At 50.3% G+C, this 15,165-nt stretch carries 13 protein-coding genes; 10 read left to right on the forward strand and 3 right to left on the reverse strand.

Going from position 1 to position 15,165, the window contains the following annotated elements; translation table 11 throughout:
* Window positions 1-788: hypothetical protein (locus Q0277_RS07225; protein WP_297996864.1), on the reverse strand; the 788-nt coding region annotated here is incomplete at its 3' end.
* 468 nt (window positions 789-1,256) lie between these two features.
* Here Q0277_RS07225 and Q0277_RS07230 point away from each other — a divergent pair.
* The 10 genes from Q0277_RS07230 (at window position 1,257) to msrB (ending at window position 13,560) form a co-directional block, all read left to right on the forward strand.
* Window positions 1,257-2,831, forward strand: coding sequence for an RNB domain-containing ribonuclease (locus Q0277_RS07230; RefSeq protein ID WP_297996866.1), 1,575 nt, complete (start codon window positions 1,257-1,259; stop codon window positions 2,829-2,831).
* Complete coding sequence (locus Q0277_RS07235) at window positions 2,828-3,619, forward strand: polysaccharide deacetylase family protein (RefSeq protein ID WP_297996868.1); 792 nt, start codon at window positions 2,828-2,830, stop codon at window positions 3,617-3,619. The genes Q0277_RS07230 and Q0277_RS07235 overlap by 4 nt, the downstream gene beginning before the upstream one ends.
* A complete protein-coding gene (locus Q0277_RS07240) occupies window positions 3,616-4,371 on the forward strand; it encodes a glycosyltransferase family 2 protein (RefSeq protein ID WP_297949666.1) in 756 nt (251 codons plus the stop codon). Before Q0277_RS07235 ends, Q0277_RS07240 begins: the two co-directional genes overlap by 4 nt.
* 64 nt (window positions 4,372-4,435) lie before the next feature.
* Window positions 4,436-6,631 carry a phosphoribosylformylglycinamidine synthase subunit PurL gene (gene purL / locus Q0277_RS07245; RefSeq protein ID WP_297996870.1) on the forward strand — a complete coding sequence of 732 codons (2,196 nt, stop codon included), beginning with the start codon at window positions 4,436-4,438 and terminating at the stop codon, window positions 6,629-6,631.
* Window positions 6,632-6,634: 3 nt separating this feature from the next.
* Window positions 6,635-7,606 carry a DnaJ domain-containing protein gene (locus Q0277_RS07250; protein ID WP_297996872.1) on the forward strand — a complete coding sequence of 324 codons (972 nt, stop codon included), beginning with the start codon at window positions 6,635-6,637 and terminating at the stop codon, window positions 7,604-7,606.
* Between the two features lie 415 nt (window positions 7,607-8,021).
* On the forward strand, window positions 8,022-9,053 hold the full coding sequence (locus Q0277_RS07255) for a hypothetical protein (RefSeq protein ID WP_297996874.1): 1,032 nt from the start codon (window positions 8,022-8,024) through the stop codon (window positions 9,051-9,053).
* Window positions 9,054-9,243: 190 nt separating this feature from the next.
* A complete protein-coding gene (locus tag Q0277_RS07260; protein ID WP_297996875.1) occupies window positions 9,244-9,432 on the forward strand; it encodes a hypothetical protein in 189 nt (62 codons plus the stop codon).
* Window positions 9,433-9,530: 98 nt separating this feature from the next.
* On the forward strand, window positions 9,531-10,121 hold the full coding sequence (locus tag Q0277_RS07265; protein ID WP_297996877.1) for a hypothetical protein: 591 nt from the start codon (window positions 9,531-9,533) through the stop codon (window positions 10,119-10,121).
* Between the two features lie 16 nt (window positions 10,122-10,137).
* The gene (gene purH, locus Q0277_RS07270) at window positions 10,138-11,676 is read left to right on the forward strand and encodes a bifunctional phosphoribosylaminoimidazolecarboxamide formyltransferase/IMP cyclohydrolase (protein WP_297996878.1); all 1,539 of its coding nucleotides are present in this window, start codon (window positions 10,138-10,140) and stop codon (window positions 11,674-11,676) included.
* A gap of 816 nt (window positions 11,677-12,492) precedes the next feature.
* Window positions 12,493-13,560, forward strand: a complete 1,068-nt coding sequence (msrB, locus tag Q0277_RS07275) for a peptide-methionine (R)-S-oxide reductase MsrB (RefSeq protein ID WP_297996880.1) — start codon at window positions 12,493-12,495, stop codon at window positions 13,558-13,560.
* 357 nt (window positions 13,561-13,917) lie between these two features.
* Here msrB and Q0277_RS07280 read toward each other — a convergent pair whose 3' ends face one another.
* Both Q0277_RS07280 and Q0277_RS07285 read right to left on the reverse strand, forming a co-directional pair.
* The gene (locus Q0277_RS07280; RefSeq protein WP_297996881.1) at window positions 13,918-14,355 is read right to left on the reverse strand and encodes a hypothetical protein; all 438 of its coding nucleotides are present in this window, start codon (window positions 14,353-14,355) and stop codon (window positions 13,918-13,920) included.
* 465 nt (window positions 14,356-14,820) lie between these two features.
* Window positions 14,821-15,165: hypothetical protein (locus Q0277_RS07285; protein WP_297996883.1), on the reverse strand; the 345-nt coding region annotated here is incomplete at its 5' end.

Consider the following 15,165-nt stretch of genomic DNA (forward strand, 5'->3'; position numbering starts at 1 on the left):
TCGTCTTCAATAAGTGTGATAAGGTCTAGGTCGGCCATCGGGAAGTACAGCTTTACGTACTGGTCCATCTGCTTCTCGGTAAGTTCCGAGTAGCCGTATAGGTGTCCGTAGGTCTTATTCACGAGGTCGAAGATGCGTTTGCCGTACCCTCCTTTGAATACATCGTCGCGTGTAAGCTTCTTTATTTTTAGGCTATAACGCTTTTGTATCATGTCGGCAATCTTGGCGAACTTCTCAGGAACTTCGTTAGGCACCATCAGTTTGTACTCCACGTAGTGATTGTCCACCTCAAAGCCTTCGATGCTTTCCATCAGTTGGGGGTAGTACTCATAGTTATATATGGTGGGCATGGTGCCTAGTTGGTCGAAGCCCGTAGTGAGCATGCCTTCTGGATCCATGTCGGTAAAGCCCAGCGGTCCCACGATAGAGCGCATGCCCTTAGAACGTCCGTACTCTTCCACGGCTTGAAGTAACGCCTCTAACACTTCTCGGTCGTTGATGAAATCTATCCATCCGAAGCGCACGCTTTTGCGGTCCCACTTCTTGTTGGCGCTGTGGTTGATGATGGCAGCAACGCGCCCAACCAACTTTCCTTCTTTGTAAGCGAGGAAGTATTCGGCCTCGCAGAAGTCGAAAGCCGCGTTCTTGTCTTTGCTCAACGTATTCATCTCGTCGCTGAACAGGTTTGGCGCGTCATACTCGTTACCCTCGTATAGGTCGTAATGTAGGTCGATGAACGCCTTTAAGTCGCTTTTGGTGCAGACTTTCTTTATTATCACTGCAGACATGTGCTATGTATATTATTTGCTGTTTTTGTTCTTTTTGCCTTTTCTCAAAAGCCTTAGCCGCATGGCTTGTGGGCTTACTTGCGCGTGGGCAAGGTTAGAAAAAGGGCGGTTTAAGCCGAACGTATTCGTGCTTTAACTTGCAAATGTACAATAAAATGCGCAGACTTCAAAGAAGTTTTTGTAAAATGCTCCTTTTATCTCGCATCTTTTTTGTTACTTTGCGGTAAGTATGGAAGGGAAAGTTACAAAACGAACATTGTGCCGTAAGTATTAAACAATAGGCAACTGCGCACTGATTTAGGTGCGACTTTGCGGAATGATGCCGCCATAAAGCTTCTAGATAGAAGACGTTTTGGAATGTGCCCTTCTCTTACAAATTGGGCGGAATGCCCGCAAATTGCTAGTACGTTAAAACCCAACGCGGTGCTATCGCACATTATTATAACACGCCATAAACAACAGCCGAATATGGGAAAAGGAAAGAAAGGAGGCAAGCGCCTCACCAAAAAGCAGGTGGCCGAAAGGCTACAACAGTTTTTCGAGCAACATCCAGGGAAGACTTTCAGCTTTAAAGAAATCTTCAAGAACCTGAAACTCGACACGCATCCGCTCAAGATGTTGGCCATCGACGTGATGGAAGAGATGGCTTGGGACGACTTCTTGACCAAAGTGACCGACAGTTCGTATCGACTGAATCAGGCCGGACAGGTGCTCGAAGGCCGTTTCGTGCGCAAAACCAACGGCAAAAACTCGTTTGTTCCCGACGATGGCTCATTGCCCATCTTCGTAAGTGAGCGAAACTCCAAGTCGGCACTTAACGGAGACCGTGTTCGCGTGCAGCTGATGGCGCGCCGCAAACGCCATATTAAGGAGGCGTTGGTTATCGAAATACTGAAACGTGCCAAAGACCAAGTGGTGGGTAAACTGCGAGTTGAACGCGACATGGCGTTCCTTGTAACGCCTGAAAACCTATATGTACACGACATCTTCGTGCCTAAACGTAAGCTAAAAGGCGGCAAAACGGGCGATAAGGCCGTGGTGAAAATAACCCAATGGCCCGATGCCGAACACAAGAATATCATGGGAGAAGTTATTGATGTGCTTGGTCCTACGGGCGAAAACGATGTCGAGATGCACGCCATCTTGGCCCAATACGGCTTGCCCTACACTTATCCCAAGGCGGCAGAAGAGGCTGCCGAACGCATTTCGGCCGAGATAACGCAGAAGGACTACGACGAACGCGAAGACTTCCGCAACGTGTTTACCTGCACCATCGACCCGCGAGATGCCAAGGATTTCGACGATGCACTGTCTATTCGCATGCTCGATAAGGGCCTTTGGCAGGTGGGCGTGCACATAGCCGACGTGAGTCATTACGTTACCGAGGGCAGCATCATCGACAAAGAGGCCATGAAACGCGCCACAAGTGTGTATCTTGTAGACCGCACCATACCCATGTTGCCCGAACGGTTGTGTAACTTTATCTGCTCACTTCGCCCCGATGAAGAGAAGTTGGCTTATAGTGTTATCTTCAACATGGACGAAAACGCCGACATAAAGGCTTACCGCATCGTGCACACCGTGATAAAAAGCGATAGGCGATATGCCTACGAAGAGGTGCAACAACTATTGGAAGACAACGGTGTTGTTGACGGAACGGGCGACCCTGCACCGCCTGCACCGAAAGGAGGATATAAAGGTGAGAACGCCGACAGCCTGATTATGCTAGACAAGTTGGCCAAGAAACTGCGCGAAAAGCGATTTAAGAACGGAGCTGTAAAGTTCGACCGCGAAGAACTTCACTTCGATGTAGACGAGCAAGGCAAGCCCATTCGCGCCTATTTCAAGCGTTCGAAGGATGCCAATAAGCTGATAGAAGAGTTTATGCTCTTGGCCAATAAAACCGTGGCCGAGAGCATAGGTAAGCCCAAAGGTGGCCGAACGCCCAAAACTTTGCCTTATCGCATACACGATAATCCCGACCCGCAGAAGCTCGAAACCTTGCGCGAGTTCGTCTATAAAAACGGAGAGAAATTCAGATGATTTATTTTGTGGCTTTTCTGATTTTTGCCGCCGCGGCGGGCGTTTCGCTGCGGTATAACTGGTGGCGGATCCCGCAGGGCTGGCATAAGGCGCGGGTGCTGATGTATCATAGCGTAGAGGAGCACAAGGGCGATAAATTCGACAAATGGCGTCTAAGACCCGCTGATTTTGAGAGGCAGATCGCGTGGCTTGCGAAAAACGGCTTTAAAAGCTTTAAATTTGGCGAGCTAATTGCGTTAGAGCGGCTGCCTAAAAAGGCGGTTTGCATTACCTTTGACGACGGGTTTGAAAATAACTTTACCAGCGCCTTTGAAATTTTGAAAAAATACGATTTCAAAGCGAGCATATTTTTGGTGCCGGACGCCGTGCAAAACGACTGGGAGCGCGCTAATACGACCCATCTTGCAAGGATGCTAAGCGAGGAGCAAATTTTAAAAATGCAAGCAAGCGGGCTGGTGGAGTTTGGCGCGCATACGATGCACCACGTAAATTTAGACCTTACCTACGCGAGCGATCCGCAGCTTGCCGCAGATGAGATCATCGCATCCAAGGCTCGCGTAGCACGTATTTGCGCTCAGCCGTGCGAGGTGTTTGCCTACCCCTACGGTAAATTTAACGACGAAATTTTAAATATCGCTAGATCAAATTTCAAAGGCGCGGTGGTCGTCAAGCGCGGGCTTTACGAGGCGGGCGACGACAAATACGCCGTAAAGCGTATCGGCATTTTGGGCACGGAGGGGTTTTTTGATTTTTGGCTGAAATTTACGAGGATAAGGAACAAACTATGATTAAAGCATCCGTTTATGCGATAGTGATGAATGAGGAGCGCCACATCGAGCGTATGCTGCGTAGCGTGGCGGATTTTGCCGAGATCATAATCGTCGATAGCGGCAGCACCGATGCCACGCTGCAGATCGCGCGTAAATTTACCGATAAAATTTACCATCACGACTGGCGGGGCGAGGGGGTGCAGAAAAACTACGCGTTTTCGCTATGTAGCAACGAATGGGTGCTAAATCTCGACGGCGACGAGGAGGTAAGCCCTGAGCTAAAAGGCGAGATAGAGGAGTTTATGAGCCAGAGCGATTATTCGGCGCTGGATATTAAATTTCATGAATACTCGCTCGGGCGCAAGTGCTCGGATCTCGTGCGCAAAAATACTCACATTCGCTTCTTTCGCAAGGAGTGCGGCGAGTATAAAAATATGGGAGTACACGCGCAAATTTCGATCGTAAAGGGCGCGGTGAAAAAGAGCAAATTTTGTATTAATCACTTTAGCGAAAAGCCGATCGCAGAGCTCGTTATGAAAAACAACAACTACTCCACGCTGCGCGCGCAGGGGGATTTTGAGAAGGGCAAAAAGCCGAGCCTTGCGAAGCTTTTACTGATCTATCCGTTTGCGTTTTTTAAATCATACATTTTGCGCAGATCGCTTTTTGACGGGCGCAAGGGATTTATCACGGCAAATATTAACGCATTTTACGCGTTTTTAAAAGAGGCGAAACTTTACGAGAAGTATCTTAAAAAGGGCGAAGATTAATCGAAATGATAGAAAATTTTAGCTATCATACGGACCTAAATTTAACGGCGAAAAGGGCGAAAAAATGGATAAAAAAACGATAGCGGCACATAAAATTTCAGACGAAGAATATGAAAAAATTTTAAAAATTTTAGGTCGCGAGCCAAATCTGCTCGAGCTTGGGATTTTTAGCGCGATGTGGAGCGAGCACTGTAGCTACAAATCGAGCAAAAAATACTTAAGCGGCTTTCCGACCAAGGCGCCTTGGGTTATCCAGGGTCCGGGCGAAAACGCAGGCGTCATCGACATCGGCGGCGGCATGGCTGCGGTTTTTAAGATGGAAAGCCACAACCATCCTAGCTTCATAGAGCCTTTTCAGGGGGCTGCGACCGGCGTGGGCGGGATACTGCGCGATATCTTTACGATGGGCGCGCGCGTCGAAGCCAATATGAACTCTCTTCGCTTCGGCGAGGTGCGAGGAAGAAGCGAAAATGCGCGCAAGCAGCGATATCTGCTAAAAGGCGCGGTTGCCGGCATCGCGCACTACGGCAACTGCATGGGCATCCCTACGATAGGCGGCGAGACGAGCTTTGATAAGAGCTTTGACGGCAATATTTTGGTTAATGCCTTTGCTCTAGGTATCGTTAAAAAGGATGAAATTTTCTACGGCAGGGCCGAAGGCGTGGGCAACAGCGTGATCTACGTGGGCTCTAAGACGGGTCGCGACGGGCTCGGAGGAGCCGTGATGGCGAGCGATAGTTTTAACGACGCGAACAAATCTCTGCGCCCGACGGTGCAGGTGGGCGATCCGTTCGCCGAAAAGCTTCTGATGGAGGCGTGCTTGGAGCTTTTTAAAACCGACTACGTCGTGGGTATCCAGGATATGGGCGCGGCGGGGCTTACTTCAAGCAGCTTTGAGATGGCTGGACGCAGCGGCAGCGGCATGAAGTTAAATTTAGACCGCGTGCCAATGCGCGAGGAGGGGATGAGCCCGTATGAGCTAATGCTGAGCGAGAGTCAAGAGCGTATGCTGATCTGCGCCAAAAAGGGCTGCGAGGAGAAAATCAAAGAAATTTTTGCCAAATGGGATCTGGATGCCGCCGTCATCGGCGAAGTGACGGATAGCGGCAAGATGGAGCTTTTTTGGCACGGCGAGCTGGCGGGCGTTATCCCGATCGAGCCGCTTAGCGAGGCTGCGCCCGTGCTGGATCGTCCGATAAAAGAGCCTGCATATATGGCGCAGATCGCGCAGCAAAATTTATGCGGCTGCGGCGCGAGCGAGCGCGAGCTGGACGCGGCGTTTGATAAAATTTTTGAGGACCCCGAAGTGCTAAATAAATCCTACATCTACGATCAATACGACGCCAACGTAGGGTTAAATTCTGCCAAGCGTCCCGGCATGCTGGGCGCTGCGGTGATGCGAGTTAAGCAAAACGGCGTCAAGCTCGCGATGGCTGCGGACTGCAACACGCGGATGAATTACGTCCATCCTCGCATAGGCGCGGCGCTCGCGGTAGCGTCGGCGGGACGAAAGGTCGCTATGAGCGGCGCAACGCCTCTAGCCATCACCGATTGCCTAAACTACGGTAATCCGCAAAATCCCGAGGTTATGTGGCAGTTCGCGCAGGGCTGCGAGGGTATCAAGCAGGCTTGCGCTGCGCTAAATACCCCCGTCGTAAGCGGCAACGTAAGCTTATATAACGAAACGGGCGGCGTTAGCATTCAGCCCACTCCCGCGATCGTGTGCGTGGGCACGAACGAGGGCGAGATCATCCCTAGCGATTTTTGTGCTAGCGGCGTGAGCGTCTATCTGGTAGGCGATACGAAGGGCGTTTTTGCGGGCTCGCTTTATATGAAAGCGGTAGAAAACCGCGTCGCAGGCAGCTTGCCTGAGTTAAGCTTAAAAGCCGAGCGCGCTTTGTGGGACTTCGCGATCGAGGCTGGCAGGAGCGGGGTTTTGGAATTTGCAAATTCCGTAGGAATCGGCGGCGTGGCGATTACGCTAGCGAAGATGGCGTGCGTAGGTGGCGTAGGCGGCGAGTTTGAGATGAGCTGCGATGATAGCAGAGATATTTTCGACGAGAGCTTTTCGCGCGCGATTTTCGGCGTACGCGACGAGGCGAAATTTAAAGAGCTGGCCGCAAAATACGGGCTAAGCTTGATGCGTCTAGGCATCAGCGGCGGCGAAGCGTTTCGCATAAATTCCGTCCGTAAAAATCTCGCTGCATTAAAAGAAATTTACTTCGGCGAGTTTGCCAAGATCGTAAAGAGCGAAGACTAGCGCGTGCTTAGCATCATATTTCTTTTAATCGCGCTGTATATTTTCGCGCAGATCGGCGGGGCTCTCGGCAACTCCGGCTATCGCGGCAAGGCACGAATGCAGCTAGCAGAGGCTAAAATTTTAGTAGCGCTTCTAGCCAAGATCGCCAAAAGCGACGGGCACGTAAGCGAGGCCGAAGCTGCGATGATAAGCGAAATTTTGGACGATTTGGTGCGCCAAATGGGCGGCGGCGAGCGCGAACGCGAGGCGCTGAAGCTCGTTTATAAGCTCGAGAAAGAAAGCCTTGCAAACGTGCGCGAGCTCGCCGAGAAATATAACCAAACCTACCGCCCGAGCCCGAGCCGCAAAACTGGGCTAATCTATTTCTTTTTAAATTTAGCCTACGTCGATCGCGGTTTTAGCGCGGCGGAGCGGCGCACGATCTCGCAGATCTGCGACGGATTGGGCTTGCCCGAGCATATACAAAGCCAGATGTTTGCGACCTTTGAGCGCAGCTTTTACGGCACATATTACGAAAACGGCGGCTCGCAAAGCGATACGGCTTACGACGAATACGACGGCTATAGCACAAGAAGCGGCGGGTATTGGGACAAATACAGCGGCAGAAGCACTGGCGGCTACGGAAGCAGCAGCTATGGCGGTGGTACGGGCTACGGCTATGGCGGCACGGCGGGTTCGGGCTACGGAGGCTCGCAAAGTTCGGGCGGTTCATACGGCGGATATGACGGTGGCTATTCTGGCGGCTCGCAAGGCTCCGCCAAAAGCAAAAGAGATCCGTATGAAATTTTGGGACTTTCCAAGGACGCTACGTTTAGCGAGATCAAGAAAAAATATCGCGAACTCGTGAAAAAATACCATCCCGACATCCTGATGGGCAAGGGCGCGGACGAGGAGATCATCCAGGAGGGCACGAAGAAGCTTCAGGAGATCAACGAGGCGTATAAAATTTTAAAGGAGCGCTTCGGCGAGAAGTAGGGCGAAATTTTAAAATTTGAGGGCGCAGAGCGTCTTGAAATTTTAAAATAGGATGGCGAGACGGCGGCAAGGTGCGGCGAAGGAATTTTAGGGCGTGATATCGCAATATGCGCGGCGTGCGAAAATTTCAGGTCGCGAGAGATTGGGTGCGGCGCGGCAGTGAAATGTCAAAGCGTGCGGCACAGTTAAATTTGTATCTAAATTTAAAATTCCAAGCTCGTAAGACCTGCAGGGCGCTTAATGCAGCTCTTATGCACATCGTGCAGGCAGTCTAGCATGCGGCACGAGAATTTTAAGTGCAAGATAAAGGCGGCAAGTATGCGCGGACGTTAAAATTTTAATATGTAATAGCGTTAAGGCTGATTGTTATTTATGAAATAAAATTTTAAAACCAAACCAACACGAAAGGAAAAACATGGGATTTCTATCCAAAGACGAGGAGCAGCAGAAGCAGGGCGCTAAAAAGGCGGCGAAGCAACCGCCTATTTTGATGCGACAGACTCAAGAGATCATCACGAATATCGAGAAATATCTGGGCGCGCCGCTGCTTACTTACTTCAATTCGGGCGCAGGCAGCGTTTGCGGCAATGACGCGATCAGCATCAACGACCACCTCAAGGGCAAGCATTTCGAAAAGCTCTACCTTTACATCAAAAGCGACGGCGGCAGCGGCATAGCATCGCTCAAGATCGTATCGATCCTACGTAATCACTGCGACGAGCTGATCGCGCTCGTGCCTGCAAACTGCGCTTCGGCGGCTACGATGATGGCGCTTGGAGCGAATAAAATTTTAATGGGGCCGCTAGGATACCTCACGTCGGTCGATACTTCGCTGCGACACGAGCTTTCGCCGGTTACGAACACCAACGACCAGGCCAACGTCTCGATGGACGAGCTAAGCCGCGTGGTGAAGCTTTGGAAAAATAACGAGCGTCCAAACGACGAGAACCCGTACAAGGAGCTTTACAAATATATCCATCCGCTCGTTTTCGGTGCCGTCGATCGCGCAAGCAGCCTGTCGCTTAAAATTTGCCGCGAAATTCTGCGCTATCACTTCGAAGATGAGCAAAAGATCGCCTTTATCAGCGACAAGCTAAACAGCGGCTATCCGTCGCACGACTATCCGATCTTATTCAGAGAGGCTAACGAGCTTGGGCTTCAGGTCGAGAAGATGGATACGCGCCTAAGCGAGATGCTTCAAATTTTAAACGAGCTCTACGCCGAGATGGGGCAGCGCACCTTCACCGACTTCGATGAGAACAACTACCACGATAACAACATCGCCAATATCATCGAAATTTCGGGATGTCAGATTTATTATCAGATCGACAAGGATTGGTTTTATCGCGAGGAGGAGAAGCGCTGGATCGTGCTAAACGACGAAAGCTCGTGGCGCAAAAACGAACTAGACGGCAAAAATATCAAAAACAGCATCTACTATATTTAGTGCTGTTTGGATCTCGCGTCGCTTTAAATTTGCGGCTTGTAAAATTTAAATCGGCGCGTAAAATTTAAACGAGCAGCAGCGGCAAGGTGCGATTGATAATGACGTATCCGCGCTTATGGACGAGCTGGAAAATAGGATGTGCAAATAAATTTAAAATTTTAAAAACGGCAAGAGGAGGCGCCAACCTAGCTTGGCGATAAAAGCTGCGCCGCGAAATTTTAAATTTAGCCCATTCGCGCAGGTCTTTGCGGCTAAATTTGCGCTGCGGTTTAAATTTACGTTTTGCGTCGCGGCTTTTAATTTAGCCTTGCAAGCGGCGCAGAATTTTAAAATTTACGTTCGCGCGAGTAAAACGGCGGCATTTGAAAAGCAAATTTAAAATTTGCGCGCCGCAAATGCGGTAAATTTAGTAAATTTCGCTTTGCCGATTCCGCGTCATAAATTCGGCAAAATTTTAAAATTTAAAGGATTTTTGCGATGAAATTTTTTATCTCGTCTCTGTTTTTGGCTCTGTCGCTGCTCGGCTGCGCGGGCAAAAACTCGCCCGCAAGCGATGAAATCTACGTTCTTTCGGACGAGCTTGGCGATACGAAATACGCTCTTTACGGCGGCAATCTCTACGAAAACGGCGCGATTTTAGGTCCTTATGAAACGCGAGGAGATGCGAAGCTTGCGATTTTAGGCGGTAGCGGCGCAAATTTAGACGAAAACGCAAAGCTCATAAAACTATATTTTTTCGAGCGCAGATACGGCGCGATCTACGCCGTAAGCCACAAAAACGGGGTCTGCGCCGAGTACAATAAGGGAAATTTCGTAGATTTTCAAATTTTATTTAATATTTTTCAAAGCAAAGAGTGGTTTAATTATAGCGGCGGCATTTCTTCGGGCGGCGAGAAGCTAAAAGAGTTGAGTTCGGCGCGCATGGCGAAATTTAACGGCGCAAAGCTCGGCGCGGCAGATGAAAAGACGAGGCGCGAGTATCAAAAGGCTCGCCGCGAGGCGATTTTGTATTTTCAGCTTAACGCAAACGACATGCGCGAGCTGATTTTTAAAAAACTATGCGAATAAATTAAAAGGAGAAAAGATGAGAGCGTTAATCAGCGTCAGCGATAAAGAGGGCGTCGTAGAGTTTGCCAAAGAGCTACAGAGGCTCGGATTTGAAATTTTAAGCACGGGCGGCACGCATAAACTGCTTTTGCAAAATGGCGTGAAAGCAGCGGAAGTGAGCCAATACACGGGCTCGCCCGAGATGTTTGAGGGACGGGTTAAGACCCTACATCCAAAGATCCACGGCGGAATTTTGTATAAGCGAAACGACGCAAATCACGTAAGCCAAGCCGCGCAGCACGACATCAGTGGCATTGATCTAGTGTGCGTAAATTTATATCCTTTTAAAGCGACCGTAGCCCGCACCGACGATTTTTCAGAGATTATCGAAAACATCGACATCGGCGGTCCTGCGATGGTGCGCTCGGCGGCTAAAAACTTTGCCAGCGTTTATATTGTCACGAGTCCGCTTGATTACGACGCGGTTTTGCAAAATTTAAGCGGCGCGGACGAGAGCGAGAAGCTGAAATTTAGGCAAAATTTAATGATAAAAGCTTATGAGCACACCGCAGCCTACGACGCGATGATCGCAAACTATATGAACGAGCGCTTTAACGGCGGCTTCGGCGCGAAAAAATTTATCACGGGTAGCAAGGTATTCGATACTCGCTACGGCGAAAATCCGCACCAAAAGGGCGCGCTGTACGAGTTCGAGGACTTTTTTAGCAAGCACTTTAAGAGCCTAAAGGGCGAGGCGAGCTTTAACAATATGACCGATATGCACGGCGCGCTGATGCTCGCTAGCAGCTTCGGGGAGGCGCCTGCGGTAGCGATCTGCAAGCATGCCAATCCGTGCGGCTTTGCCGTAAAGGGGAGCCTGCTTGAAAGCTACGTAGAGGCGCTAAAATGCGATCCCGTAAGCGCATACGGCGGCGTCGTGGCGATAAATGGCGTTTTGGACGAGGAGCTGGCGCATAAAATCAATGAAATTTTCGTAGAAGTTATTCTCTCCGCTCGCGTCACGCCCGCGGCGCTTGCGGTATTTGAAAAGAAAAAGCGCATTAAAATTTTCGAGCAGGGCGGGGAGTTTTTAATGCGCGAAAACGACAAGTATGATTTTAAATTTATTGACGGCGGCTTCGTATATCAGCAGCGCGACTACGTAGGCGCAGGCGAGGTCGCAAACGCCCGCTGCGTCACGGGACGCGCGGCGAGCCAGAGCGAACTGGATGACCTAAAAATCGCGTGGCAGATCGCCGCACTTACGAAGAGCAACTGCGTGGTTTACGTCAAAAATCGCGCGATGGTCGCGATCGGCATGGGTATGACGAGCCGCGTGGATGCCGCGCGTGCGGCAGTGGCAAAGGCGCGCGACGTGGGCGTCGATCTGAGCGGCTGCGCGCTTGCCAGCGAGGCGTTTTTCCCGTTTAAAGACAGCATCGAGATCGCCCATGCTGCGGGCGTCGCAGCGGTCGTGCAGCCGGGCGGCAGCATTCGCGACGATGAGGTGATCGCAAGCGCCGATGAGTTTGGCATGGCGATGTATTTTACGGGAGTGCGCCACTTTTTGCACTAAATTTCACTCGCCTGCGGCGCGGGCGGATTTATTGCGATAGCTTCGCAACTTTTTATGCCGTTCTTAAAAACCGCACGCGGGCGGATCTCGTAGCGCTAGCTTCATTGCGCGCGGTGTGGGTCTAATGCACGGTGCTTTGTTACGCGCCAGCGCGGTGCGGACCCGGCTGCCTCCGCTACGCAGCCGTGCGCGATATAAATTTGACTGCACTCCGATACGCGGCGAGCGTGATGCGAATCGGACTACTTGCGTTTTGTCATACGGCTATGTGGCGCCGATTTAGCTGCGCAGCATACTGCTTCGTATCGGTGCGGCGCAGTTTAAATTTAATCACTCGCCGCTCCTGAATGGTCACTAAAATTTTATCTCGCGGCGGCGACGCGTAAATTTTAAATTTAATCGGCAGAATGCTAGGTTTGCCGCTATGTCCGTGCAGTTTGATATAAATTTATCGGTTTAAATTTACGAGGGTCGCTCGGTTGCGTTTTGCTAGGAATTTTAAAATTTACGCAAGTTCCAGAGCTTCGTTGCGCCATAAATTTTAAAATTTACGTAGAATAGCGCGGCGCACGCGGCTTGGGCGAATGTTTTATTACGACGCGCGATTTCGGCACAGCCTTGGCGCGGTTTTATTGCAGCGCGCAACTTAACGTAAATTTTGCTGTAGCCTTTAAATTTTGAGGCAAATTTTACCGCGCCGCGCTCGCGCGTCTTGAAATTTCGCCGTTTGTGGCAAATATCAAGCTCGGCAAAATTTCACTCTCATTTCATTTATGGATTGTAAAATTGCGCAAAATTCAAAACGAAAGGATCAAAATGAAAATTTTCAAAGCCTTAATCTGCCTCTTTGCCTTGGCGATGGGTTATTTAGTCGCGCTAAATGCCGCAGACGGCAGCAGCGCGGCGGACGCAAATTTTAAAGTTAAAGGAGGCGGCGTGAACGCAAACGTAAAAGAAATTTATCTGGCAGGCGGCTGCTTTTGGGGTATGGAGGCGTATTTCAAGCAGCTTGACGGCGTAGTCGCTACGCAGGTGGGCTACGCCAACGGCAAGAGCGATAAAGCAAGCTACGAGGGCTTACATAGCAGCGATCATGCCGAGACGCTACACTTAAAATACGACGCCAATGTCATCAGCGAGCCTGAAATTTTGGCGCATTATTTCCGCATCATCGATCCGTTCTCGATCGACAAGCAGGGCAACGACCGCGGTCGCCAGTATCGCACGGGCATCTACTACACCGACGAGGCGAGCGGCGAGACGGCGCGTAAATTCGTAGCCTTTAAGCAGAGCAAATATGATGAAAAGATAGCGGTCGAGGTTATGCCGCTTAAAAACTACGTTAAGGCGGAGGATTACCACCAAGACTATCTAGACAAAAACCCTGGCGGATATTGCCACATCGATCTGCGCCTTGCTAAAAAGCCGCTTGAGGACGATGAAAAATTTAAAGTGCAAAGTAAGGAGGAGCTGAAGAAAAATTTGACCGAGCTTCAGTATCAAGTCACGCAGGAAAAGGCGACCGAGCAGCCGTTTTCTAGCGAATACGACAAGAATTATAAAAAGGGCATCTACGTCGACATCGTGTCGAAAAAACCGCTCTTTTCCTCTACCGATAAATACAACTCCGGCACCGGCTGGCCGAGCTTTTCAAAGCCGATAACGACCGATGCGATCGCCTATGCGCGAGACGACAGCCACGGTATGCAACGCGTCGAGGTCTCTAGCCGCGTAGGAGGCAGCCATTTAGGACACGTCTTTGAGGACGGACCGAGGAATAAAGGCGGTATGAGATACTGCATCAACGGCGCGAGTTTGGAATTTATACCGCTTGAGGAGATGGACGCGCGCGGCTACGGCGAGTATAAAATTTACGTAGAGTAAGCGGCGGTTTCGGGATTGGCCTGCTTATTGGGCGGCTTCTAGTTTAGCTTGCAACCAAGCAGTTTCGGGACTGGCTTGCGGCTTGGGCGATTTTGAGGCTAGCCCGCTTGCCGGGTGGCTTTGAGATCGGCTTACGACCGGATCGGACGGCTTCGAGTTATGCTTACGGCTTGGGTAGGTTCAGAATTAACCTGCGGCAGGGCGGCTTGGAAGCGGGTCTGTGACCGAGCGATTAACGGCTCGGTTCGCAATTAGTCGGCAATTTGCGGCTAGATCGTCTAGCTCGTTAGCCCGTTTACTCATTTGCGGATCAGTTCGCTCGGATTGCAATCGGTCGGGGATTTACGGCTCGGATTGTTAATCGGCCTGCTCATTTGGCGTACCAAGCGGTTTTGAAACCGGACCGACGACCGATTTAGCGCTTCGGCGATCCCTTGGTTTGACGACAGGTTTATCTGCGGCCGTTCTCGTCGGTTTTGCTAGATCGTTTGCCCTGGCGAGCTGCTTCGGTTTTGCGGCTGGCTTGCTGCCGATAGGTCCTGCAACTGAGCTGGTAACCGATCCTGCGGCTGGTCGGCGATCGGTCGGTGCAGCGGAATTTAAACAAAGTAAAGGCGGTTCATCCTCCGCCTTAGCGCTCGGCAAAATTTGTGCGATAGAATTTAAACGAGGCGAGGGCGGTTCCGAATAGAATTTTAATAGAGTGCGGCTGCGGTCGCACCGCTGCCAAAATGAACGCGCCACGGAGAAGCCGTGCTGTGGATGGAATTTGAGCTCGCATTGCTTAAATTTCATCGCCACAAGCCGTTTCGGTTTTGCGGTCGGTCGACGGTTTGACGATTTATCGGCGGATAAATTGGCTTGGCGGCTAAGGATGGAATTTTAAAATTCCAAATACGATAAAAATTTAGTGGTAGTGGAATTTTAAAAATTTATCGATACGGAATTTTATGCGGTGCAAGCCGCTAAATAAAAATGCGCGGACGCAGTCCGCCCCGCTAGCGTCGTCGGAGGTTAGGTGGGGTTTGGGGTGGGAAGGGAAGCGACCTCGCAATTGGGATCCCCTTCCCGCCCCAAGAAACAGAAAATACGGCATAAATTCCACAGGTCGTGGATTCGGCGATAAAATTTTGAAATTTTACTTTTAAGACGCGGAAGCGGTGCATGCTCAGCAAGAGATGCGGCGTAAAATTTGAAATTCTGCAACGAAAACGGCGTCTATACAATGCCCGCTCTGCATCCGCGTCGCAAATTTTAAATTTAGGATAAAATTTTAATGGCTAGCCCCACGCAAAATATGAAAATCCCTGCATAGATCGCTAAAAACGGCGCGATTATCGCATAATGTATGACGAACTCGAAAAAATTGTAGATCAAATGCTTGCTTTTGGGCTCTTTAAATTTTAATTCTAGCGGCTCGTTCGAATCAAACGGCGTGTTGGAGCGCAAAATGTACCTCGGACTAAAGATCCAGCGCACGAAATCTATTTTATTGCGCTGCATATAGTCTTTGCCGATCCCGCATACGCCGTTTATATAGCATGCAAAACCAAAACCGCCGAAAAACAAAATAAGCCCGATGTCGATCAGCCTATCCGCCATAGC

Source organism: uncultured Campylobacter sp. (genome assembly GCF_938030815.1).
Classification (GTDB): Bacteria; Campylobacterota; Campylobacteria; order Campylobacterales; family Campylobacteraceae; genus Campylobacter_B.